This window comes from Roseibium porphyridii (assembly GCF_026191725.2).
Classification (GTDB): domain Bacteria; phylum Pseudomonadota; class Alphaproteobacteria; order Rhizobiales; family Stappiaceae; genus Roseibium; species Roseibium porphyridii.
In genome coordinates, this window is record NZ_CP120863.1 from 872,674 (window position 1) to 894,272 (window position 21,599).

Here is a 21,599-nt window from a genome sequence, read left to right on the forward strand (position 1 = left end):
CCGTCACGGTTTTCGCGATACGGTTCTTATCGTCAGAACCGCGCCAATAACCAGTGCCATGCCGGCGATCTGAACAAGGGACAGGGTCTCGTTGAAGAGAAAGTAACTCTCGACCGCAGTCGCCACGGGAACCAGGTAGAATAGGCTTGCAACTTGCGAGACTGCTCCCTCCCGGATCAAAAGCATCAAAAGAAGCACGGCACCGACGGACAGAACCAGGACGAGCCAGACCATCGCAAAGATGAGATCGCCGGACCAGGTTATCTGCCAACTTTCAAAGGCCGAGAGTGGGACGGTAATCAACAAAGCTCCGACATATTGCCAGATGGTGGCGGCGAGCAGGTCCGTCTGCTGGACAAATCGCTTTTGGTAGACCGTGCCGAGGCTGATGCCAGCGACAGCTGCAAAGACCACCGCGATCGTCACAGGTGTAATGCCAGATCCTCCAAGATCGAATTTGGGCCCAAGAACAAGCGCGAGGCCCGCGGCTCCAATCGCCATGGAGAGCCAGTGCTTTCTTGAGATTGATTCGTTCAGCAATGCCACTGCCATGAGAGCTGTAAGGACCGGTTGCAAACCAACAATGATCGATGACAGGCCGGCCGGCATGCCTTGCTTGATCACCCAAAAAACGCCGCCGAGATAAATTCCATGCACCAACATACCGGTGATGATGCAATGGCCAATCATGGTTGGAGCCGATGGCCAGGATTTTACCAATGGCAAGGCGAGTACGAACAAGACCGGAATAACTGCCAGAAAACGCAGCGTCAAAAATGCCATCGGCTCGATGTAGGGCGCACCGAGCTTTGAACCGACAAAGCCCGTGGACCAGAGCAGAACGAAAATAGCCGGCGCGGCTTTGGCGAGAAACTTCAATTCGGCCTCAATGGGAAGACCCTGCGCCGCTGATCGAAACGAAGCGGAGGGCAGACATGGTAACCATCACGTTAATAGTAAATCAGCTTTTATGGCCAACCATTTGCTCATCGCGTGACACTCAAAGGAAATATACCGGTGACCCTCGGTTCGCAATCACCAATTCAGATCTTGTCCCGACTGTCGGTCAAGGTTCGCATCATGGCGTTGAGCCTCTTCACAATCGTTGGCCTGTTGGCTATCGGCGCCGTTTTCTTCTGGAATCAAAGCGAACTCGATACTGCCTTCTCGCGGATGAGTGACAGTTCTCTGCTCGCAGAGGAAGTCGCCGAGTTGTCAGAATCGGGAACAGCGTTGCGCGTCATTGAAGAGCGCTATATCGGTCACCCATCTGCTGAAAAGTTCCAGGCATTCAACGAAGAGCTGGACAGGGCCAAGCAGATTATTGCCAAAGTCTCGACAAACCCGACAGCTGCTCCTTATGCGCCCCAGGTTGCCGACGTAAAAGACACGCTCGAAGGCACGATGGGTGCGTTCGAAATGCTTGACGCAGTACAGCAAAAGATCGGTTACGACAGCACGCAGGGCTATCTTGCCGTTTTGAACGAAACCACCGGAGCCGTCAAAGACCGCCTTGCTGAAGAAATGAAATTCGGTGGTGGGCCGGACTTTGAGAAGCTTGCACGCGCCATTCTCGCGGTTCAGCTGGCCGAGAAAGCGTTTACGCTGGACAATACCCAAGAGGCTGTTGAAGCGTTCGCCACTCAGTTCGCAGCGTTCGAGAAATTGCTCAAAAAGGTCTACATCTCCGACGCGATCAAGAAAGAGCTGTCGGACAACATGGCGAAGTACAAGGCCACGTTTGACGACTACACGGCCGCAAAAATCGATATGGCCGGGCATCTTGAGCTGCTTCAGAACCTATTTGAACTCGTGCCACCACATATCGCCTCATTGAACAAGGCTGCCATGGATATTCAGCGCGAAGCAGGTGCGCAGCTGACAATCGCCCGTTCAATCGCAACATTCGGAATTGGCGGCACGATTCTGGCGCTTCTCATTCTGTTGCCGGCCATTGCGCTGGTGATCGGTCAGTCCATCTCGCAGCCGCTGGCGCGACTTCAAACGGCGATGGAAGCTCTTGCCAGTGGTCAGACGGAACTCGATCTTCCCGAATTGACAGGCAAAACTGAACTCGCCTCCATGAGCCGCACCGTAACGGTTTTCCGGGACAACGCTGTTGAGAGGGCGCAACTTGCGTCCTCGCAGGCTGCAGAGAACCAGCGCCGCGAAGAACGTGTCACGCATCTCGATGAACTTATTGGCGGGTTTGAAGGCACAGTTTCTGACGCACTTAACAGTCTGGACAGGGCAAATGGGGAACTGAAGCAGACGTCTCTGTCGATGGAGCAATCGGCTGACGATGTTGCTGACCAGTCGAATGAAGCTGCAGGTGCCGTGCGTACAGCCGCGGAGAATGTAACGTCCGCGGCGCACTCGGCTGAAGAACTTGCCGCATCAATCGCAGAAATTGCCGGGCAGGCCAACAAATCCACCGAAGTCGCGCAACAGGCCGTGAACAGTGCCTCTTCAACCGTTGCGACAATGCGGGAACTTTCCGGCGCAGCAGATCGTATCGGTGAGGTCATGGGGTTGATCCGTGATATCGCGAACCAGACCAACCTTCTGGCGCTCAATGCCACAATCGAGGCGGCCAGAGCCGGGGAAGCCGGAAAAGGGTTTGCCGTTGTGGCCGCAGAGGTGAAACAGCTTGCCGATCAGACCAGCAAGGCAACCGAAGACATTACAGTTCAGATCGAGGCAATTCAGGGATCGTCCGGTCAGGCTGTGCGGGCAATCGAGGACGTGAACAAAATCATTACCGACATGGAAGGTCTCGCATCTGCTGTCGCCGCCGCCGTTGGCCAGCAGGATGAAGCTGTCCAGATTATCTCCCAGAATGTCTCTAGTGCTTCAGATCGATCCGACGAAGGCGCCAATCGCATGGAAGCGGTCGGTTCTGCAGCCGAACTTGCCCGCTCAAACGGTGCGGAAGTGGAGCAGCTTGCAGAGACGCTCGGGCGTCAGGGTGACCTTATCCGTCAGGAAGTTGCTGAATTTCTGCTAAGCGTCCGCAGCGCCTGACGCTGTTCTTACTCATAAAAGTCTTTTGAACGTCGCGACCGTCCCGTCGCGGCGTTTCGCCCGTCTGGCGGGCGGGCGTTCTTCATGCTAGGGCAAGGCAAGGTCAAAAGGCCAAGCTTGAGGAGCGTGGAACGGAATGCAGGAACAAATCGTCATCATCGGTGCAGGACAAGCCGGCGCCCAGGTTGCCCAATCTCTGCGCCAGGGCGGGTTTGAAGGGCCTTTGCGTCTGATAGGTGACGAACCGCATCCGCCTTACCAGCGTCCGCCGCTGTCAAAGAAATTTTTGGCCGGAGAAATTGGAGCGGAAGGGTTGTGGCTCAGGCCTCCTGCGTTTTTTGAAACCAACAAGATCGATCACATTCCCAACACCAAGGTTGTCGCGATCGACAGGGCCGGGAAGCGATTAACCCTGGAAAATGGTGACACGCTGCCTTACGGGAAGCTGGTGCTCGCGACCGGTACGAACGCCCGCAAACTGACCCTGGAGGGTGCGGACAAGAAAGGCGTCGTAACCCTCCGGTCCATCACTGACGTTGACGATATTCGCGAACGGATGAGCAACAGCAAGCATATTGCCATTATCGGTGCGGGTTATATCGGTCTTGAAGTGGCGGCGGTTGCAAAGTCGCTTGGCAAGGATGTTGCTGTTATCGAGGCGCAGGACCGACCGATGAAGCGTGTCGTCAGCCAAGCCGTTTCGGACTATTTCACAGCGCTCCATCGGGCGCGGGGCATTGATTTGAAGTTGGACACTGGCGTTGCAGCGCTGGAAGGCGATGATGCTGTGACCGGGGTCAAGCTGTCTTCCGGTGAAGTCGTTGCTGCCGAGCTTGTGCTCGTGGCCGTTGGTGCTGAACCGAATGACTGGCTTGCCGAACAGGCCGGATTGGAAACAGACAACGGTATTCTGGTGGATGGCACCGGGCAGACCAGCGACACTGATATATTCGCTGTGGGGGACTGCACACGTTTTTATTCCAACCGGTATCAGCGCTCGGTGCGCATGGAAAGTGTTCAAAACGCAATCGACCAGGCCAAGGCAGCGGCGCAGGCTTTGCTTGGACACGAGGTCGATTATGACCCGTTGCCCTGGTTCTGGTCCGATCAATATGACATCAAGCTGCAGATTGCCGGACTGTCAGACGGCTATGACGATACGGTTCTCACTGGATCTCCGGAAGGCAACAAGTTTTATGTTGCCTACCTCAAGGAGGGTCAGCTCATCGCCGTCGACAGCATCAATTCGCCGCGCTCGCACATGATGGCACGCCGCGTGATCGGCGACGTGTGGCGTGACGACCTGCTACCCGACGCTTGAGGACGCACGGCGTTCGGTCAAGCGTCAGGCACCGGCGTTTTGAAGGATAAGCCGGGTCACATCCTTGGGGATCTCCAGATGCACCATGTGACCGACACGCTCGAATATGTGGGTCGCCACGATGCCAGGCAGTTTGTGAGCCTGCCGGGTTGGGAGCACTCGGTCCTGGGTTCCCCAAAGCACCTTGATCGGCATTTGCAAGGCTGCAAGATCGTCCCTTGGTAACGTCCTTTGCACACGGCCATCGATGATTTCGTCGGCAATAGCCTCGAGAGTCGCAACCGCTCCCGGTCGCGCGCGGCTTTCAGCTGCCGTTGATGCGAGAAATTTCGGCAGTTTGAATTCCCAGCCGAAAAACTGTTCGAGAAGAACTTCCATTTCCGAAGCGTCTGTCGCGGTCGCATAGCGGCGCAGCAGCCGGTGATTGATTTCCGGGCCAAAGCCACCGGGTGCCAGCAAAGTCATGCTGGCAACCAGATCCGGGTTTCGCAGCGCCACCAGAGCGGCCACTGCGCCGCCCATGGAGTGGCCGACCATATGAACCTTGGGCAATTCCAGAGACTCAAGCGACTGTGTCACGGCCTTGGCAGCCACACCGGCATTGCCGATCCGCGGCCAATCAAGGGCTTCGCCATGGCCGGGCAAGTCAAAAGCGATTGAACGCTTCTTGGTGCTGAGAGCCACCTGAATATTCTGCCAGCTCAGGCGGTCGCCACCGAACCCGTGCAGGAGAACGATGGGAGCGCCGTCGTCCCGGGCGGTTGCTTCCTGATCGCGGAACGGTAGATGCGGCCGAGCTGAAGGGCTTAGGTCTGTCATGAGATCAATTTCTTTGTCTGTCCGGGAACGCGGGATACGGCCGGGTCTGTTAATTGAAATGTGTCAGGTCAACGAGAAGAGTGGTTGGTGTTCAGAAAACCCATTGAGCTCAAAAGCGCCAACCGGCTGTGATCTGGATTCTGCAAAGCGCGCAATGTCTTGGGTCATCAGAACATCGACACCGAGCTGTTTTGTCAGGCTCTCGACACGCGCCGCAGCGTGAACCGTTTGACCGATCACTGAAAATGTCAGCCGGTGCGGAACACCGATGTTGCCGAACATGACGGACCCGACGGACAGAGCAATTCCGGATTTCATTGGTCGATCCTGAGATGCGCTCAGATTGATCGACTGCAGACGTTTTCTAGTCTCGTCGGCGGCGGCGATCGCGCGGTTGACGCATTCCTCCAGATCTTGATCGCCTATCGGAAAGGCCCCAAGAACCGCGTCGCCAATGAAATCGAGAACCTCACCTCCATGCTGCAAAACAGCACCCGCGGTTGCTTCGAAATAAGTGTTCAGCCAGCCAAGATAGGCATCAGGCCCGAGGGTTTCCGCAATGGCCGTGGATTCGCGCATATCGCTGTAATAGATGACCGCGTCGATCGTTTCACCGTCGCCATGACGGATTTGTCCGTTGAGGACCTTGTCACCGGCAATCTTGCCAAGATAGGTCTCGGCAATGGTTTGGCTGATCTGCCCTTCCAAAGTTGCTCGGGCTGCGAGCGCGAGCCGTCTCTGGATATACTGAATAGCCTTCAAGGCTTCGTCGGAGAAGCCGCCCTCCTGACGTGTCGCCCAGCTGACAATGATGCCCGTCGTTGGGTATTCGCTCGGAATAGAGGGAATATTGAACTGGGTCGGCATCACCATGTAGTCGGTGTAACCCGCTTCCGACAGCGTTTTGAGCAACGGGAACTCCAACGGTGCGTTCTGGTTGGTCAATCGGCGCCGGAGCATCGGTTCACCGCTCAACAGGACAGCGCGGATCGGACTTGTCAGCCAATCGTCCGTTTCTTCGGCCGAGTGCTGGATCCGTTCGTGTTGCACCGTGCCACCGTTTTCCCAGAATGCGAGCTCAGCCTCGATGAGCGGGTGCAGCGCTGACCACACCAGCATTGACCTGTCGATGGGAACATTGCACTGGCGCAATCGCTCGCACATTTCGGCAAACATGGAGGCCATGTCCGGAGATCCGAGTGCCTGGTCAATCAGCCAGTCCTCGATGCCGTCTATTTCAGCCATACTGATCATGGCGTCAGGTTAGTGACCTTTTGTTCCGGTTTCCAGACGGGCACGGTTCCTCACAACACTATTTTGGCATTGCTTCGGAAACGGCACCAGGCGGGATGATTATCCAATTGATACGTGCATCTGGCATTGGTCCGGAAGTCTGGTAGGGAAAGGTTCTCTGGCCGTGACGAACGGCGTTCGGGTAATGGTGCAGGATCTCGTTCAAAGGTTTGTCCCGCTCGCCGCGCCAAACAATCATCAGTCCCTTCTTCTGGATATCGTCAATGTCGATCCATGGGCTCAGGACCTGATCGTGCAGATAGAACATTGATGGCCGCTCCGGTGCGAACAAGGTGACATTGGCCGCGGACCACATGTCACCGGCAACATAAGCAAGGTTGCTTCCAGTTTCTTCCTGCCATATCGCAGCAAGCTCAAGCGCAACAGCCTTTGCCGGATAGTGCATCCTGGATTGTTTGGTCTTCCAATGAGGTTCCAGAACCGCCTGTCCAAAGAGAACTGTCAGAAAGACAAACTGGATAAAGCCAGCCGACCATAGAGCTCTCTTCGGATGGGGCCATGCTGCCGGTAGCGCTAAATACCGGACGGCAAGTACACCGGACAGCACGAACATCGGCGTTCCCCACATGTGCTCAAACTCGTTTCCGCTCAAAGCCGAAGTCAGCAACACCACAGTCAACGGAACAAAGCCAAACCAAAGCAGAAATCGATCGTGTCTCCTGTCGCGCTCGTTCGATGTTTCCTCCACCTTGGACAGGAAGTGAGTCAGGCCGTGAAAGCCGAGGCCGGCAAGAACGACCACCAATAGTCCGGCATGGTTTCCGATCTGAGCTCCCAAAAAATTGAGAGGATTGAAAATGTGATCCCAGAAAAGCATCGCAGGTTTGCTGCGACTGGCTGCGTATTGAAACGTCAGAAAGTCTGTTTCCAGGAGCCAAAAACCATGTGGGACAAGCAGGATCAGGCAGGTGATGGCACACAGCCACGGTCCGGGGGTCAGCAGATGGTGCCGGGCGTCTTTGAACACAAGTGAATAGAGGCCGATGGTTCCAACCAGAAGCAGCACGAAGTATTTGACGTAAAACCCGAAGGCTGCCAGAGCACCCAAAAGCATCCAGTCAAGCAGGTGTCCTTTTTGTAAGGCCCGGTGAAACAGCAAGATCATTCCGGTCCAGACCGGGATCTGCAGAATATTCGGATTGAATTCAGGCATCGGGAGCGTGAAGTAGAAAGTCACGCTTGTCAGAACGACGGCCCAGAACGCTTGCCAATCGCTGAACCCAAGCCGTTTGCCGATTTGCCAGACGAAGACGTATCCGATCCCAGCGCAGAGCGCGCTCAGCCAATAGCCCCCGGCATATCCTCCCGTCAACTGGTAGGTCGCTTCAAGTAGCCAAGCCTGCATGGGCGGGTGCTTGGTATATCCAAGCTGAAGTTCGCGGCCCCAGGCAAAACCTTCCACAACATCCAAGGGTGGTCCGGGAAAAAACAGGCTGGGAACAAGCGCATAAAGCAGGCAGACAATGCCACCATAAAGAAGGGCGGCGCGAGAGGCGGGCATGTTGCATAAGGGCGTGGACAAGATCAGGTTTCAGCGGTTCGATGGGAGAAGGCCCAAAGACGCGCTCCCAGGAAGGTTAAGGCTGGCACGATAGCGATGGAGAACATCAACCCGATGAGATCGGGCCAGGGGGTGAATCCAAGCCAGAGTGCCAGTACGGTTGAATTGAGCGCAAAACCACTTAGAGCAATGACAAGGAACCGGGTCATGCTTTTCATTGCCGTACCCTGTTGACGCAAATGCGCAAAACTCCAGAAATAGTGCCCTCCGAAAGAAACAAAAAACGCGACCAGAAAACCGCAGATATTCGCCGGAAAAGCGGAAAGCTGACCGGTTTCCAATAGTCCGCCGGCAACAGCTGCATGGGTGAGCGTCGCAAGGATGCCGACAATTGCAAATTTTCCGGCAGCCGTAGTCTCGGTCTTCAGCGTTTGCCGAGTGCGCTCAGGCGTCATCAGAGGTCTTGTCCACGTGCGGTGCTGTCTGAGGTTCGGTGCCTTCTATAACGTCCTGCAGAACAAAAACCGGCCGCTGTTTGGCCTCGTTGAACAGCCGCGCGATATACTCTCCAATCATGCCGATCGAGAGCAATTGAACACCCGAGAAGAACAACAAAGCCACCATGAGCGAGGCGTAGCCAGGCACGTCGATGCCGTGCAAAAACACGCGAAGCGTCAGGTAGAAAGCATAGGCGAAGGCCGCCAGAGAAATGATCATGCCACCATAAAACCAGATGCGTAGAGGCAAGGTGGTAAAGCCTGTCAGACCATCAAGCGCGAAATTCCAGAGCTTCCAATAGTTGAACTTTCCATTGCCTGCCTTTCGGGGCGGTCGTTCATATGGCAGGGCCATGGACGGAAATCCGACCCAGGCAAAAAGTCCTTTCATGAATCGGTTTCGCTCCGGCAATCGAAGCAAGGCGTCGATTACCGCCCGATCGATCAGGCGGAAATCACCGGCATTCGCAGGCATGTCTATATTCGCTAACCGGTTGAAAAGCTTATAAAACAGTCCAGCGGTGGAGCGTTTCATCAGTGTGTCGGACGACCTGTCCACCCTCAGACCGTAGACGACGTCATAGCCAGCTCGCCAACCGTCGAGCATTTGAAGAATGAGCTCTGGCGGGTCTTGAAGATCTGCATCAATGATGATGGCAATGTCGCCTTTCGCAGCTTCCAGCCCAGCTGAAAGCGCTGCTTCCTTGCCGAAATTGCGAGACAGTCCCAAAAGGCGCCCGGGCAGGCCTGTTTTCAGCTCCTGTGCGAGCAGGTCTGCTGTGTTGTCGCGGCTGCCGTCGTCAATGAAGACATACTCATATTGCAGCCCAGTGCGTTCAAGTACGGGCTTCGTTGCCTCCAGGAAGTGGAGGATGACTTCTTCCTCGTTGAAAACAGGTACGAGCACGCTGAGAACAGGTGCATCTGGGCGAGTGTTTTCGCGTCGGGAAACGTAGACGGATGCTGCGGCAGTGTTTTCCATTGATGTTCTGGCCGTTTGAATTCGGCGCAACCTGCCGGAAAATCACGAAAAAGGCCAGCCCAAGAGTTCAGGCTGGCCCAAATCAGTTCAATTCCAGTGTGGTTACACCAAGGCACCGTGGCAGTGTTTGAATTTCTTGCCCGATCCGCACGGACAAGGCTCATTGCGGCCAACTTTGCCCCAGGTCGATGGATCTTCCGGATTGCGTTCGCCGCGCGGTGCCGGGTTTGTTCCTGCAAGCGCCATTTCGTCTTCCCCGGTCAATGGGTTGATGTGATGGGCGTGCATTTCCGGCTCTTCCGGCATTTGCGGGGGCTGTTCCGTTACGAGTTCGACGCGCAGCAATTGTGCCGTGGTCATTTGACGGAGTTGTGCCAGCATCGATTCAAACAGCGTGAAGGCTTCGGTCTTGTATTCCTGAAGAGGATCACGCTGTGCATAGCCACGGAAGCCGACCACTGAGCGCAAATGGTCGAGGTTCGACAGATGTTCGCGCCAGAGGTTGTCGAGTGTCTGGAGCAGGATTGCCTTTTCGACCTGACGCATCACGTCGGGCGAATATTTGGCGACTTTCTGGGCCATGGCCTCGTCCGCTGACTTGCGCAGCCGGTCCCGAACTTCTTCGTCGGCAATGCCTTCCTCGTCCGCCCAGTCCTTTACCGGGACATCGAGATTGAGGTACTTGCCCACTTCTTCCTGAAGACCTTCCGTGTCCCACTGTTCCGGGTAGGCTTTTTCGGGAATGTGTCTTGCGACCAGATCATCGATCACGTCATGCCGCATGTCCGCGACAGCGTCCTGAATGGCTTCGCTGTCCATCAATTCGATGCGCTGTTCAAAAACAACCTTGCGCTGGTCGTTCATGACGTCGTCGAATTTCAGAAGGTTCTTACGAATGTCGAAGTTGCGGGCCTCGACTTTCTGTTGTGCCTTTTCCAGCGCCTTGTTGATCCACGGGTGGATAATTGCTTCGCCTTCTTCAAGGCCGAGCTTTTGCAGCATGGTGTCCATGCGCTCCGAGCCGAAGATGCGCATCAAATCATCTTGAAGCGACAAGAAAAACTTGGAATGTCCCGGGTCGCCCTGACGACCGGAGCGGCCTCGCAGCTGGTTGTCGATCCGGCGGCTCTCATGCCGTTCCGTACCGATGACGTAAAGACCGCCGGCTTCCAGGGCCTTGGTCTTGAGTCTTTCGACTTCGTCGCGGATCTGGGTTTCCTTCGTTTCGCGCTCAGCGCCTTCCGGCATGTCACCCAATTCCATGGCAATCTGCATGTCGGCATTGCCGCCCAGCTGAATGTCGGTACCGCGACCGGCCATGTTGGTTGCAATGGTGACCGCGCCCGGAAGACCCGCCTGCGCGACAATGAACGCTTCCTGTTCATGGTAACGGGCATTGAGAACCGCAAAGACCTTGGATTTGCCGTCGTCTTTCTTCTGCGCGGCCGCGAATGCTGCCGGGTCGCTCAGATCAATCTGCTTGTAGCCATGCTGTTTCTTCAAAAGCTCGGCAAGAAGCTCGGACTTTTCGATGGACGTGGTTCCCACCAGGATCGGTTGGCCGCGCTCCTTGCAATCGTCAATCAGTTTGACAATCGCGATGAACTTCTCCTGGACGGTTCGATAGACTTCGTCGTCATCGTCAATACGTTTGACGGTCACATTGGTCGGGATCTCGACAACTTCCAGCTTGTAGATGTCCGCAAATTCGTCGGCTTCTGTCGACGCGGTGCCGGTCATGCCGGCAAGCTTGCCATACATACGGAAATAGTTCTGGAACGTGATTGACGCGAGGGTCTGGTTTTCCGGTTGAATGCGCACTTTCTCGCGAGCTTCGAGAGCCTGGTGCAAACCTTCGGAAAAGCGGCGTCCCGGCATCATGCGCCCGGTGAACTCGTCGATGATGACGACTTCGTCGTTGCGGACGATGTAGTCCTTGTCACGCTGGAACAGCTTGTGAGCTTTTAGAGCCTGCTGCAGATGGTGGACGATTGAAACGTTTTCCACGTCATAGAGCGAATCGCCCTTCAAGAGCTCCGCTTCGCTGAGCAATCCCTCGAGCTTCTCGTTGCCGGCTTCCGTAAATGTGGCGGATCGTTGCTTCTCGTCGAGCTCGTAGTCTTCGTCCGTCAGGTGCGGGATGAAGGCATCGACGGTATTGTAGAATTCCGACCGGTCCTCCAGCGGACCAGAAATGATGAGCGGCGTCCTTGCTTCATCAATCAGGATGGAATCGACTTCATCGACAATGGCATAGGCATGATCGCGCTGAACCATCGACTCGCGGTCATGTTTCATGTTGTCGCGCAGATAGTCGAAGCCGAATTCGTTGTTCGTACCGTAAGTGACATCCGCTGCGTAGGCGTCCCGGCGTTCTTCGTCTGAAAGGCCATGTGTGATGCAGCCGACCGTCAGTCCAAGAAATCTGTAAACCTGGCCCATCCATTCGCTGTCGCGCTGTGCCAGATAGTCGTTGACGGTCACCACGTGAACGCCATTGCCGGTCAGCGCGTTCAGGTAGACCGGCGCGGTTGCAACCAGTGTCTTGCCCTCACCGGTGCGCATTTCTGCAATCTGGCCAGAATTGAGAACCATGCCGCCGATCAACTGTACGTCATAGTGGCGTTGGCCGAGCGCCCTGCGGGCTGCCTCGCGCACGGTTGCAAAGGCAGGGACAAGCAGGTCTTCCACGCTGGCGCCGTTTTTCAGCTGCTCGCGGAACTCGTCCGTTCGGGCGCGCAGCGCCTCGTCCGACAGGGCCTGCACTTCAGGCTCGAGCGCGTTGATCTGCTCCACCGTTGAACGAAATGTCTTTATCTTCCGGTCGTTTGCCGAACCGAATAACTTACGTGCTAAAGCGCCAAGGCCAGCCATGTGGCGGTCCTTCCTCTGAAGGCGGCGCCAATTGGCAATCTGGCGCCTGCCCATGAAATCGTCTCAATTGCTGTCCACGTTGCCGCCGAGCGCAACGCGCTGGCCGGTGAACGCGGCCGAAAAGATGCCAATCCAGCCTGACTGCCGGAACGCTCGACAGATAAGAGGGGGCTCTAAGCTTGTCAACGTCGCTGGAATGCGCAAAGTAGCCACGCCCTCGATTAAATAGAGGGACAACGAATACCGTTCCTATACGTAAAGGACTTCATATGTTCCGAATTTCGATGCGCAGGCCTGTTCAGACGCTTGCCGTTTCCCTTATGGCTCTGTCGCTCGGATCCGTTTCGCTGTCTGCAGCCGAGCCCGGCGATGTGGTGGCAAAGGTGGGTGAAGCGGAAATCACGGAAGCGGATCTCGCGTTTGCTGCCAAAGACTTAGGCCAGGAACTGCAACGGTTTCCACCTGCGCAGTGGCGGCAGCTGTTGCTTGATGCCGTCGTTGACATGGAGCTGCTTGCCCAGGCTGCGCGGCAGGATGGACTCGATCAGGATCCCGATTTCCAGAAGCAAATGGAATTCCTGGAGCTGCAAGCGCTTCGCAATGCGTATTTGTCGCAGAAAATAGGTGATGCGATTTCCGACGAAGATCTGCAGGCTGCCTATGATAAGGAGTTCGCCGATTTCGAAGGCGCAGAAGAGGTCAATGCTCGTCACATTCTGGTGAAGGAGAAGGCCGAAGCTGAAGAATTGATCAAGGAGCTGGACGGCGGCGCTGATTTCGCCGAGTTGGCCCGGGAAAAATCCACCGGCCCGTCTGGACCCAATGGCGGTGACCTCGGTTTCTTCGGTCGTGGCCAGATGGTGCCTCCTTTTGACGAAGCCGTCTTTGCGCTTGATCCGGGCACCTACACAAAGGAACCCGTCGAAACACAGTTCGGCTGGCACGTCATCAAGCTTGAAGGAAAGCGCAAGCAGGAAAAACCTGCTCTTGAAGAGGTTGCCAACGGATTGCGGCAACAGCTCTTCCGCGATCGGTACGAAGCAAAGATGGCGGAACTCAAGGGTGCGGCCACTGTTGAAGTTCTGGACGAGAAACTTGCCAAGCCGGGCGAAGAAAAGCCGGCCACGGAATAAGTTTTAGTACCGTAATGGTGCGCTGATCACCCGGCGGCCTTGTGCCGCCGGGTTTTTTGTTGCCAAACGCCGATTGACGACGCTTGAAAGGACTTGCGCTTCGGTCAAGCTTGCGGCTAGAGCACAAGCACACTTTCTGACCGGGACCGAATTCATGTCGACGACCGTTTCCCCGCTTGCCCCAACGTCCTACCCGGACATGCCGGAACTCAAAGGCGTCAAGTTTGCGACCGCCGAAGCTGGCATCAAATATGAGGGCAGAACCGATGTGCTGCTGGCGACTGTCGCCGAGGGGACCTCTGTTGCAGGTGTCTTCACCCGCTCCAAGTGCCCGTCTGCTCCGGTTGATTGGTGCCGGTCTCGCCTTGCTGGCGGGACGGTGCGGGCATTGCTGGTGAATTCAGGAAATGCCAATGCCTTTACCGGAAGAAAGGGCATGGCTGCCGTCAAACTGTCGGCTGAAATCGTCGCGGGTGCGCTGGATGTTGCCGAAGAAGACGTTTTTTTGGCATCGACCGGTGTGATTGGTGAACCGTTGCCAGCTGAGAAGTTTTCAGTTGTTGTGGAGGGCCTCAAGACCAGCCAGGGCAAAGCAACATGGCTGGATGCTGCGAGTGCCATAATGACCACGGATACCTACCCGAAGGTCGCAACGGCCAGTGTTGATCTGGACGGAAAGACAATTGTTATCAACGGTATTGCAAAAGGGGCAGGCATGATCGCGCCTGACATGGCGACGATGTTGTCCTTCATCTTTACCGATGCCGCTATTGCCCCGGATGTGTTGCAGGCACTTCTCAGCGATGAAACGCCCGGCAGCTTCAACGCTATTACGGTCGATAGCGACACATCGACATCCGATACTGTTCTCTTGTTCGCAACCGGTGCAGCTACTGACAGCGGCGTGGATCCGGTGACATCACTTGACGACCCAAGGATCGGTATTCTCCGCACTGCGCTCGGTGATGTGATGCTCGATCTTTCACATCAGATCGTGAAGGACGGGGAAGGGGCTCGAAAATTCGTCGAAGTTCGCGTCGAAGGCGCGAAAAATGAAGCTTCGGCCAAAAAAATCGCCTTGGCCATCGCCAATTCGCCCCTCGTAAAGACGGCCATTGCGGGGGAAGACGCCAATTGGGGACGCGTCGTCATGGCGGTTGGAAAGGCAGGCGAACCTGCCGATCGGGACCGGCTGGCGATCTGGTTCGGCGACATTCGGGTGGCTGTCGAGGGCGAGCGTGATCCAGACTACAGCGAAGAAGCTGCTTCAGAGGTGATGAAGTGCGAGGAAATTCTTCTGCGGGTCGATCTTGGTCTTGGCGAAGGTGCTGCATCCGTTTGGACCTGCGACCTCACCAAGGAATATGTCGCTATCAACGGTGACTATCGCAGTTGATGGTCCTCTGGTGATATCCAGCTTCTCGTCACACTTATGCTTAATTGCGCCTTCGTCGGGCGTTTCGAATTCGGACACTTCGCCAATGACCAAAATCGTGCTCGTTGCTGCCTGCGCACTTGTGGACACCGATGGCCGGATCCTTCTGGCACAGCGTCCGGAAGGCAAATCCATGGCAGGGCTGTGGGAATTCCCCGGGGGAAAGGTTGAAACCGGCGAGCGGCCTGAGGAAACACTGATCCGGGAACTCCACGAGGAACTCGGAATTGAGGTTAACGAAGCGTGTCTCGCCCCCCTTACTTTTGCGAGCCACACTTACGAAGATTTTCATCTACTTATGCCACTTTTCATTTGCCGAAGATGGGAAGGTGTCCCGCAAGGTCAGGAACGTCAGGCACTCAAATGGGTGCGGGCTGTGAGGTTGCGGGATTATCCGATGCCGGCCGCCGACGAACCTCTCATCCCGCATCTGATGGACGCCGTATAGCGGCAGCGCAGCGAGTATCGAGGTCTGAAATGAAAAGCCGAAAATTATCTGTTTCAGACCGTCAGAGACCGTTTCGCAAGCTCCTTGCAAGGTTCGGACGTGACCAGTCGGGTGCGACACTGATCGAATACGGCCTTATCGTCGGCACGATCAGTATCGCCATTTTGCTCTCAATGACCGTGATCGGAACATCGCTGCGTGATGGTGTTTTCTCGCCAGTCTCGACCGCCATCAAGTCCGCGGACAGCAACATTAAATAACTATTGCTTGTCGTTTCATCCTATCCGGTGAGGGCTACTTGAGCTTCTGCTCTCTGGTACCCAACGCATCTGCAAGTCTTGTCTTGGCCGCGCCGGGTCTCAGGGGCTTTTGTTGGCTTTCGTGCGGAGCCCAACCGGACAGTGTCACGAAAGCAAATGTCGCCCGAATCCGTCCATCCGCGTCGGCATGGTTTTGCGCATAAAGCTCTGCTGCACGAAACAGCACCTTCCGTGACAAAGGTAATCGGCTGCGATCTCTCAGAATGGAGGTTGCGCCCATTGCGCGCAGATCCGCCATCAGTCCGAACATGGAATCGTATCTGACGGTCAGTGTGTCGAGGTCGGTTACAGGCAAAGCAAATCCCGCTCGCTGAAGCAGACTTCCAAGATCGCGCGTATCTGCAAAAGGAAGCACTCTTGCAGCTGCTCCGCCTTTGAGTTCAAGTTCTGCCCGCGTCAGGCTGTCCCGCAATTCCGCAAGGGTACCAGCGCCGGGAAGGGCCGCAAGGAACAGGCCATCAGGCCTCAGGCTTCTGCGAACCTGAATGAGAGCGCCTGGAAGATCGTTGACGAACTGCAGGCTCAAGGCTGAAATCACCAGATCAACTGACTGGTCACGCAGCGGCAACAAGCCGTCATCGCAAACCAGGTCCGGTGGTGACATATGATGATCCGCAACAAACAAGTCCGCTCTGACCAGTCTTTCAGCTTTGCCAGTGTTCCGGATCGCCTGACTTATGAGACCGGTATGACCACCCAGGTCGACTGCAATTGAGAACTGCCGGTTGACCAGATGCAGTCTGTCCTCAAGATCCTCGGCGATCGCCTGCAGAAGAAAGTCCGAGCCTGATTTCGAAGACTTGAGCGCACGCGCACGGCGGGCTCTTAAGAGAGAACGGTCAAAAAGATCAGGCTGGTCGGTCACTTGCAATTCTGTCTTCAGCTGTCGTTGAACGGGTCACATATTGTATCAAGACACCTAGGTCAAAGGTGCGACTTTCAGCCTTGAGTTTTGAGTCGCCTGGTTGAATATTTCGGACCGATGTTTCTTATTGACACGTCGGGTGGCAAGTATCGCTTTGAGGGTGTGTTGTGCGCATGGCAAGGGAACAGCTGCGAAACCTACCGGTGAAGGTTGCCGGAGTTGCCCTGGATTTTTTGTTGCCGCTTCGATGCATCAGTTGCGGTTCGCGCGTTGCCACAAAAAACACGCTGTGTGCCATTTGCTGGCAGGAAATGCCTTTCATAGACAAGCCTTGGTGCCATCGTCTCGGTTCTCCGTTTTCCTATGACGTGGGGGAAGCAGCATGGAGCCCGCGCGCGATTGCAAACCCTCCGGTTTTTGAGCGCCTCAGGGCCGCTGCGCTCTACGAGGGGCCGGCCAGGGATCTCGTTCTGGCCCTCAAATTTTCGAAAAGGCGAGAGCTTGCCGAACCCATGGCGCGCTGGATGGCCCGGAACGGCCAAGAATTCTTGTCGCCGGACAGTGTGATCGTTCCCGTTCCGCTGCATTGGCTGCGACTGGTTTCGCGTCGCTTCAACCAGTCCGCCGATCTTGCGAAGGAAATAGCCGCAGGGTGCGGTGGCTCGTTTGAACCGGAAATGCTGAAACGTCGGAAGCGGACCCGCCAGCAGGTGGGGCTGTCTGCCGAAGAGCGCAGGAAAAATGTCCGATCTGCTTTTGTGGTTGATCCTCGCCGGGGAACTCAATTGCAGGGCCGTCACGTCGTTTTGATTGACGATGTGATGACGACCGGATCGACAATTAGCGCTTGCAGCAAAACTCTGCTTTCAGCTGGGGCTCGCTCGGTGGATGTGCTCACTTTCGCACTGGCAGATCCATCACTTCGCACGTGACTTCTGCCGCTGAGCGTCCCCATTGAGAGTTGGGCTCTCTTGAGTTTTCTGAGATTGGTCGCATATAACGCCGAGATTTTCCGGCGGCAGATCGTGTTTCACGTATTAAACCGCGAAGATAGAAGGAACACTTATCCAATGTCCAAAGTGGTGATCTACACGCGTCAACTTTGTGGCTTCTGCACAGCGGCAAAGCGCTTGCTGGACAAAAAGGGCGTAGACTATCAGGAACAGGATGCGACCTTCAGCCCCTCGTTGAAGCGTGAAATGGTGCAGAAAGCAAATGGCCGTGCGACCTTTCCGCAAATCTTCATCGGCAACAAGCATGTGGGTGGCTGTGATGACCTTCATGATCTGGAGCGAGCAGGCAAACTGGACGCAATGCTTGCGTCCTGATTAACTGGCCGCTCGACGTTAAGGGTTCACGACAAAGGTGGTCTAATGACCTCATTCACGGCAGCATGTATACAGCTTCGCAGCGGTATGGATCCGAAAGCGAATTGCCAAACAGCCGAGGAGCTGATCCGGGCGGCTGCGAAACAGGGTGCGCGTTACATTCAGACACCGGAAATGTCGAATGTTCTTGTCCGGAGCCGTGAGGATCTGCTGGAGCGAATTTTCGATGCCGGTGCCGATCCATTCTTGAGCATGGCAAGATCTGTGGCGTCTGATGAGGGTGTATTTCTGCATCTTGGGTCTCTGGCGGTCTTGAACCAGACAGGAAAAGTTGCAAACCGGGCCTTCATGATTGGGCCGAATGGGTCGATACTTGCCACTTACGACAAGATACACATGTTCGATGTCGATCTGCCAAACGGTGAAAGCTGGCGGGAATCTGCAACATATGAACCGGGCCGCCAGACAGTCATCACCGACTTGCCATTTGCCAGGTTCGGCATGGCGATCTGCTATGATATCCGTTTCCCGGCAATCTTCCGGACGCAGGCCAGAAACGGCGCTGAGGTTTTGACGGGACCCGCCGCCTTTACCAAGCAGACTGGCGAAGCGCACTGGCATGTGCTACAGCGCGCCCGCGCTATCGAAAATGGCGCCTACGTCATATCTGCAGCGCAAGGCGGTCTCCATGAAGATGGACGTGAGACTTACGGTCACAGCCTTATAGTCGACCCATGGGGAGGCATCCTTGCAGAGCGCGACGATGATGAGCCAGGATACATCCTGGCGGAGATTGAAACTGAGACTGTGTCCAAGGCGCGGGGAAGGATTCCCGCGATTGCCAATGAACGGGCCTTCGATTGCCATGTTGCCGAGGGCCTGAGGGAGATACCTGCGTGATCAAATACACGCTTGTCTGCAATGCCACCCATTCATTCGAAGGCTGGTTTCGCAATTCGGATGACTTTGAAGCGCAATGCGGGCGAGGCCTGGTCACCTGTCCAATATGTGGATCGACAGAAGTCAAAAAAGGATTGATGGCACCTGCGGTTTCAACCGCGCGCAAACGCGAAACTCTTTCAGCACCCGTGATGCCAAGCGTTGGCCAAACTGACGTCAGTAAAGCGCCTTCAGCACCTGTGGCACCTGCGGACGCTACACCTGCAACACAGACCTCTGCCCTTTTGCCAGCAGACCTTCAGAAGAAGGAAATTGTCGAGGCACTGCGTGTCGTGCGTGCCCAGATCATTGAAAACTCTGAAAATGTCGGTTCGAATTTCGCCAAGGAAGCGCGCAAGATCCACTATGGTGAAGCCGAAGAGCGCAACATCTATGGCCAGACCACACCAAAGGATGCCGAGGCGTTGATGGAAGAGGGTATTGCCGTCGTTCCGCTGCCCGACCTTCCGGACGACAAGAACTGACGGCAATCCAGTTGATGTCTTTGCGCGCGCTTCGACTTCAGCTCTAAGCCTGACCGCTGCTCGCACATCGATTTCTAGGTCTTTGACGCTGCCTTACGCCTCGTGGACGTTTTTGCGGGTTTGGCCTCCTCAAGGCTTTCTTCCGCGGCCTTGCTGAGTTCGTTGACGCTTTCCAGCGCGGTTTCATTGAGCTCTTCTACGGCCGCAGCATTTTCAGAAAAGCTGTTTCGAAAAAGGGCGGCCTGCTTTTCAAAGTGTTCTTGATATTCAGTCGCCATCCTTGTGTAAAAAGCCTGCAGAGTTGCCATGGATTCTTCCGGCATCGTGCATTGGCTCAACGACTTCGCGCACTCGAAATCCTCGTGCAGGCGATGGCTGACAAACTCCATGTGATCGTCAAAAGCCTGTTCAGCATGGGTCAGGGCCGTTTTGCCCATTTTCTGGAAACTGGCGACAGCCTTAGCCTCAATCCGGTCTTCGCGTTCGGCAAAGGCCCAGTTTGAAAAGTTGGGCATTGGCCACTCGGGCATGGTGAAGCCGAAATCGAAAGCACCTGCATTGCGCTTCGTAGCCATAAAACGTCCTCCGCTTTGGTGTTGGTCGATTGCAGCTCTTTACAAACCAGTTCCGTTGACCGCTGGTCATACGTATGGTGTGGGCTGCAGGCCCTGGGCTTCAGTTCAGTTTGAATACACCAAGGTGTATTCATTATACGCCGGATCACGGGGCCATCCTTGACCCGGATCAAATGTGCCTGCTGATTTTTCGAAAAAGATGTGATCCCGGCCCAACCTGCGAACCTACACCGGCGGAACATTTCGCTAAGGCCGATCCAAAAAATTCTGGAGAGCTTTTGTCACAGCTTCGGGTGTTTCAAGTGTGGAAAGGTGACCCGATCCGGGAACCACCTCAAGTTCACTTCCTGGAATGCAATCATGAATTTCTTGGGACAGTTCAAGCGGTGTCAGTCGATCGCCATCGCCGACCAGAATCAGTGAGGGGCAAGTGATCTCGCTGAGCCTTTTTCGAGAATCCGTTCTGTGGGTGATCGCGGTCTGTTGACGAATGAAAGCGTCAGATCCCGTGTCGTTGGCCATGTCGACCACGACGGACTTCAGGTCTTCATTTTCTTCGTTTTTCTCGTGTACAAATCCGGGAAAAAGCAAATGCGGCACCTTCGTAAACCCGCGCTTGCGGGTCAGATCAATGAGAAACGTCCTCCGTTCCGACTTCTCCGGCGTGTCAGCACGCGAATTGGTGTTGAGCAAAGCCAGTTTGCTGACCCGGCCAGGTGCTTCCCTCATGATTTCCATCGCAATATAGCCACCCATGGACAGGCCAATTAAAGAGAACCGTTCAGGAGCTCTTTCCAGAATTGCAGCAGCTATGTCCGGAATGCTGTCGTGGTGACGATGATCGGCAACCATAATTGGCCGATCTGCGAATGCAGCTATTTGCGGTGCGAACAGCGCCTCCGTACACAACAAGCCTGGTATGAAGACGATCGGATCGCTCATCATGCGGTCTCAGGACGTTCCGCGAGCAGCATATAATTCACATCCATGTCGCGGGATTGTGCCCAGCTGTCAGTCAACGGGTTGTAGCTGACACCGCTGCGGTCGATGATATTGAGGCCGGCTGTGCTCAGCGGGGTTTCAATTTCGGACGGTTTCACCAGCTTGTCGTAGGAATGGGTACCTTTTGGCAGCCAGCGAAGCACGTATTCGGCACCAAAAATGGCAAGTGCATAGGCCTTCATGGTCCTGTTGATCGTTGCAACGAACATCATCCCGCCCGGTCGAACCATGTTGCTGGTCGTTTCAAGAAAGAGAGGAACATCGGCGACGTGTTCCACGACTTCCATGTTGAGTACAACATCGAATGTCTCTCCTGCCGCAGCAAGCCCCTCGGCAGTTTCGGCACGGTAGTCGATCGTCAGTCCGGAACTTTGCATATGCAGTCGCGCGATTTCGATGTTGGTTTGCGACGGATCTGCACCGACGACATCTGCGCCAAGACGTGCCATGGGTTCACTCAAAAGGCCACCGCCACACCCGATATCAAGAAATCTCAAGCCTTTGAAGGCGTCTGAAGATTTGGGGTCCCTGTCAAATCGGCGGCAGACTTCCTGTTTGATATAGGCAAGGCGTACCGGATTGAATTTGTGCAATGGCTTAAATTTGCCTGCCGGATCCCACCACTCCTGCGCCATGGCGGAAAAACGCGCGACTTCTTCGCTGTCGATCGTCCCGGACGTCTGCTGCGCTTTGCTTGTCATCGGTGTTCCTTTCATGAGCGATGCTTTTGCCGCTCC

The 21,599-nt window shown here is 55.4% G+C and carries 22 protein-coding genes; 11 read left to right on the forward strand and 11 right to left on the reverse strand.

Going from position 1 to position 21,599, the window contains the following annotated elements:
• Window positions 1-3: 3 nt before the first annotated feature.
• Window positions 4-879: a DMT family transporter gene (locus K1718_RS04180; protein ID WP_265679634.1), complete on the reverse strand. Its 876-nt coding sequence runs from the start codon at window positions 877-879 to the stop codon at window positions 4-6.
• Between the two features lie 138 nt (window positions 880-1,017).
• Here K1718_RS04180 and K1718_RS04185 point away from each other — a divergent pair, with 138 nt between their 5' ends.
• Both K1718_RS04185 and K1718_RS04190 read left to right on the forward strand, forming a co-directional pair.
• Window positions 1,018-3,024 carry a methyl-accepting chemotaxis protein gene (locus K1718_RS04185; RefSeq protein WP_265679633.1) on the forward strand — a complete coding sequence of 669 codons (2,007 nt, stop codon included), beginning with the start codon at window positions 1,018-1,020 and terminating at the stop codon, window positions 3,022-3,024.
• Between the two features lie 136 nt (window positions 3,025-3,160).
• Window positions 3,161-4,345, forward strand: coding sequence for an NAD(P)/FAD-dependent oxidoreductase (locus K1718_RS04190; protein WP_152499703.1), 1,185 nt, complete (start codon window positions 3,161-3,163; stop codon window positions 4,343-4,345).
• Between the two features lie 24 nt (window positions 4,346-4,369).
• On the opposite strand, the gene K1718_RS04195 is transcribed toward K1718_RS04190, so the two are convergent.
• The 6 genes from K1718_RS04195 to secA form a co-directional block, all read right to left on the reverse strand.
• Window positions 4,370-5,164 (reverse strand): alpha/beta fold hydrolase, encoded by a 795-nt coding sequence (locus tag K1718_RS04195; protein WP_265679632.1) that lies wholly within the window; start codon window positions 5,162-5,164, stop codon window positions 4,370-4,372.
• A 63-nt stretch (window positions 5,165-5,227) separates the two neighbouring features.
• Window positions 5,228-6,418 carry an adenylate/guanylate cyclase domain-containing protein gene (locus K1718_RS04200; protein WP_285806061.1) on the reverse strand — a complete coding sequence of 397 codons (1,191 nt, stop codon included), beginning with the start codon at window positions 6,416-6,418 and terminating at the stop codon, window positions 5,228-5,230.
• 58 nt (window positions 6,419-6,476) lie between these two features.
• Window positions 6,477-8,000 carry a glycosyltransferase family 39 protein gene (locus K1718_RS04205; protein ID WP_265679630.1) on the reverse strand — a complete coding sequence of 508 codons (1,524 nt, stop codon included), beginning with the start codon at window positions 7,998-8,000 and terminating at the stop codon, window positions 6,477-6,479.
• A 2-nt stretch (window positions 8,001-8,002) separates the two neighbouring features.
• A complete protein-coding gene (locus K1718_RS04210; protein ID WP_265679629.1) occupies window positions 8,003-8,434 on the reverse strand; it encodes a GtrA family protein in 432 nt (143 codons plus the stop codon).
• Window positions 8,424-9,458, reverse strand: coding sequence for a glycosyltransferase family 2 protein (locus K1718_RS04215; RefSeq protein WP_265679628.1), 1,035 nt, complete (start codon window positions 9,456-9,458; stop codon window positions 8,424-8,426). The genes K1718_RS04210 and K1718_RS04215 overlap by 11 nt, the downstream gene beginning before the upstream one ends.
• A gap of 102 nt (window positions 9,459-9,560) precedes the next feature.
• A complete protein-coding gene (gene secA / locus K1718_RS04220) occupies window positions 9,561-12,332 on the reverse strand; it encodes a preprotein translocase subunit SecA (protein ID WP_265679627.1) in 2,772 nt (923 codons plus the stop codon).
• On the opposite strand from secA, the gene K1718_RS04225 reads away from it, so the two are divergent.
• The 5 genes from K1718_RS04225 to K1718_RS04245 all read left to right on the forward strand — a co-directional run bounded on the left by K1718_RS04225 (window position 12,333) and on the right by K1718_RS04245 (window position 15,608).
• A complete protein-coding gene (locus tag K1718_RS04225; RefSeq protein ID WP_173005890.1) occupies window positions 12,333-12,473 on the forward strand; it encodes a hypothetical protein in 141 nt (46 codons plus the stop codon).
• 128 nt (window positions 12,474-12,601) lie between these two features.
• The gene (locus K1718_RS04230) at window positions 12,602-13,465 is read left to right on the forward strand and encodes a peptidylprolyl isomerase (protein WP_209006816.1); all 864 of its coding nucleotides are present in this window, start codon (window positions 12,602-12,604) and stop codon (window positions 13,463-13,465) included.
• Between the two features lie 154 nt (window positions 13,466-13,619).
• Window positions 13,620-14,861 (forward strand): bifunctional glutamate N-acetyltransferase/amino-acid acetyltransferase ArgJ, encoded by a 1,242-nt coding sequence (gene argJ / locus K1718_RS04235; protein WP_152499709.1) that lies wholly within the window; start codon window positions 13,620-13,622, stop codon window positions 14,859-14,861.
• A gap of 85 nt (window positions 14,862-14,946) precedes the next feature.
• Window positions 14,947-15,348, forward strand: coding sequence for an 8-oxo-dGTP diphosphatase MutT (gene mutT, locus K1718_RS04240; protein ID WP_152499710.1), 402 nt, complete (start codon window positions 14,947-14,949; stop codon window positions 15,346-15,348).
• A 29-nt stretch (window positions 15,349-15,377) separates the two neighbouring features.
• The gene (locus tag K1718_RS04245; protein WP_265679626.1) at window positions 15,378-15,608 is read left to right on the forward strand and encodes a Flp family type IVb pilin; all 231 of its coding nucleotides are present in this window, start codon (window positions 15,378-15,380) and stop codon (window positions 15,606-15,608) included.
• Between the two features lie 34 nt (window positions 15,609-15,642).
• Here K1718_RS04245 and K1718_RS04250 read toward each other — a convergent pair whose 3' ends face one another.
• The gene (locus tag K1718_RS04250; RefSeq protein WP_152499712.1) at window positions 15,643-16,533 is read right to left on the reverse strand and encodes a class I SAM-dependent methyltransferase; all 891 of its coding nucleotides are present in this window, start codon (window positions 16,531-16,533) and stop codon (window positions 15,643-15,645) included.
• A gap of 173 nt (window positions 16,534-16,706) precedes the next feature.
• Here K1718_RS04250 and K1718_RS04255 point away from each other — a divergent pair, with 173 nt between their 5' ends.
• From K1718_RS04255 to K1718_RS04270, 4 genes are all read left to right on the forward strand, one after another.
• Window positions 16,707-17,465 (forward strand): ComF family protein, encoded by a 759-nt coding sequence (locus K1718_RS04255; protein WP_152499713.1) that lies wholly within the window; start codon window positions 16,707-16,709, stop codon window positions 17,463-17,465.
• Between the two features lie 138 nt (window positions 17,466-17,603).
• Window positions 17,604-17,861, forward strand: coding sequence for a glutaredoxin 3 (gene grxC, locus K1718_RS04260; protein WP_152499714.1), 258 nt, complete (start codon window positions 17,604-17,606; stop codon window positions 17,859-17,861).
• Between the two features lie 45 nt (window positions 17,862-17,906).
• Window positions 17,907-18,761 (forward strand): carbon-nitrogen hydrolase family protein, encoded by an 855-nt coding sequence (locus K1718_RS04265; RefSeq protein WP_152499715.1) that lies wholly within the window; start codon window positions 17,907-17,909, stop codon window positions 18,759-18,761.
• Entirely contained in the window at window positions 18,758-19,285 is a 528-nt protein-coding gene (locus K1718_RS04270; RefSeq protein ID WP_152499716.1) for a DUF1178 family protein, read from the forward strand. The genes K1718_RS04265 and K1718_RS04270 overlap by 4 nt, the downstream gene beginning before the upstream one ends.
• Before the next feature lie 74 nt (window positions 19,286-19,359).
• On the opposite strand, the gene K1718_RS04275 is transcribed toward K1718_RS04270, so the two are convergent.
• The 3 genes from K1718_RS04275 to ubiG form a co-directional block, all read right to left on the reverse strand.
• Complete coding sequence (locus tag K1718_RS04275) at window positions 19,360-19,860, reverse strand: hypothetical protein (RefSeq protein ID WP_152499717.1); 501 nt, start codon at window positions 19,858-19,860, stop codon at window positions 19,360-19,362.
• Window positions 19,861-20,106: 246 nt separating this feature from the next.
• Window positions 20,107-20,805, reverse strand: coding sequence for an alpha/beta fold hydrolase (locus tag K1718_RS04280; protein ID WP_209006817.1), 699 nt, complete (start codon window positions 20,803-20,805; stop codon window positions 20,107-20,109).
• Window positions 20,802-21,563 (reverse strand): bifunctional 2-polyprenyl-6-hydroxyphenol methylase/3-demethylubiquinol 3-O-methyltransferase UbiG, encoded by a 762-nt coding sequence (ubiG, locus tag K1718_RS04285; RefSeq protein WP_152499718.1) that lies wholly within the window; start codon window positions 21,561-21,563, stop codon window positions 20,802-20,804. Before ubiG ends, K1718_RS04280 begins: the two co-directional genes overlap by 4 nt.
• Window positions 21,564-21,599: the final 36 nt, after the last annotated feature.

What these genes read in the sequence shown, in the direction of transcription:
- K1718_RS04265 (WP_152499715.1), top strand. Translation starts at nt 17,907, where the DNA reads ATGACCTCATTCACGGCAGCATGTATACAGCTTCGCAGCGGTATGGAT.
- secA (WP_265679627.1), bottom strand. Translation starts at nt 12,332, where the DNA reads ATGGCTGGCCTTGGCGCTTTAGCACGTAAGTTATTCGGTTCGGCAAAC.
- mutT (WP_152499710.1), top strand. Translation starts at nt 14,947, where the DNA reads ATGACCAAAATCGTGCTCGTTGCTGCCTGCGCACTTGTGGACACCGAT.
- argJ (WP_152499709.1), top strand. Translation starts at nt 13,620, where the DNA reads ATGTCGACGACCGTTTCCCCGCTTGCCCCAACGTCCTACCCGGACATG.
- K1718_RS04190 (WP_152499703.1), top strand. Translation starts at nt 3,161, where the DNA reads ATGCAGGAACAAATCGTCATCATCGGTGCAGGACAAGCCGGCGCCCAG.
- grxC (WP_152499714.1), top strand. Translation starts at nt 17,604, where the DNA reads ATGTCCAAAGTGGTGATCTACACGCGTCAACTTTGTGGCTTCTGCACA.
- K1718_RS04210 (WP_265679629.1), bottom strand. Translation starts at nt 8,434, where the DNA reads ATGACGCCTGAGCGCACTCGGCAAACGCTGAAGACCGAGACTACGGCT.
- K1718_RS04215 (WP_265679628.1), bottom strand. Translation starts at nt 9,458, where the DNA reads ATGGAAAACACTGCCGCAGCATCCGTCTACGTTTCCCGACGCGAAAAC.
- K1718_RS04280 (WP_209006817.1), bottom strand. Translation starts at nt 20,805, where the DNA reads ATGATGAGCGATCCGATCGTCTTCATACCAGGCTTGTTGTGTACGGAG.
- K1718_RS04245 (WP_265679626.1), top strand. Translation starts at nt 15,378, where the DNA reads ATGAAAAGCCGAAAATTATCTGTTTCAGACCGTCAGAGACCGTTTCGC.
- K1718_RS04275 (WP_152499717.1), bottom strand. Translation starts at nt 19,860, where the DNA reads ATGGCTACGAAGCGCAATGCAGGTGCTTTCGATTTCGGCTTCACCATG.
- ubiG (WP_152499718.1), bottom strand. Translation starts at nt 21,563, where the DNA reads ATGACAAGCAAAGCGCAGCAGACGTCCGGGACGATCGACAGCGAAGAA.
- K1718_RS04195 (WP_265679632.1), bottom strand. Translation starts at nt 5,164, where the DNA reads ATGACAGACCTAAGCCCTTCAGCTCGGCCGCATCTACCGTTCCGCGAT.
- K1718_RS04230 (WP_209006816.1), top strand. Translation starts at nt 12,602, where the DNA reads ATGTTCCGAATTTCGATGCGCAGGCCTGTTCAGACGCTTGCCGTTTCC.
- K1718_RS04255 (WP_152499713.1), top strand. Translation starts at nt 16,707, where the DNA reads ATGGCAAGGGAACAGCTGCGAAACCTACCGGTGAAGGTTGCCGGAGTT.
- K1718_RS04200 (WP_285806061.1), bottom strand. Translation starts at nt 6,418, where the DNA reads ATGATCAGTATGGCTGAAATAGACGGCATCGAGGACTGGCTGATTGAC.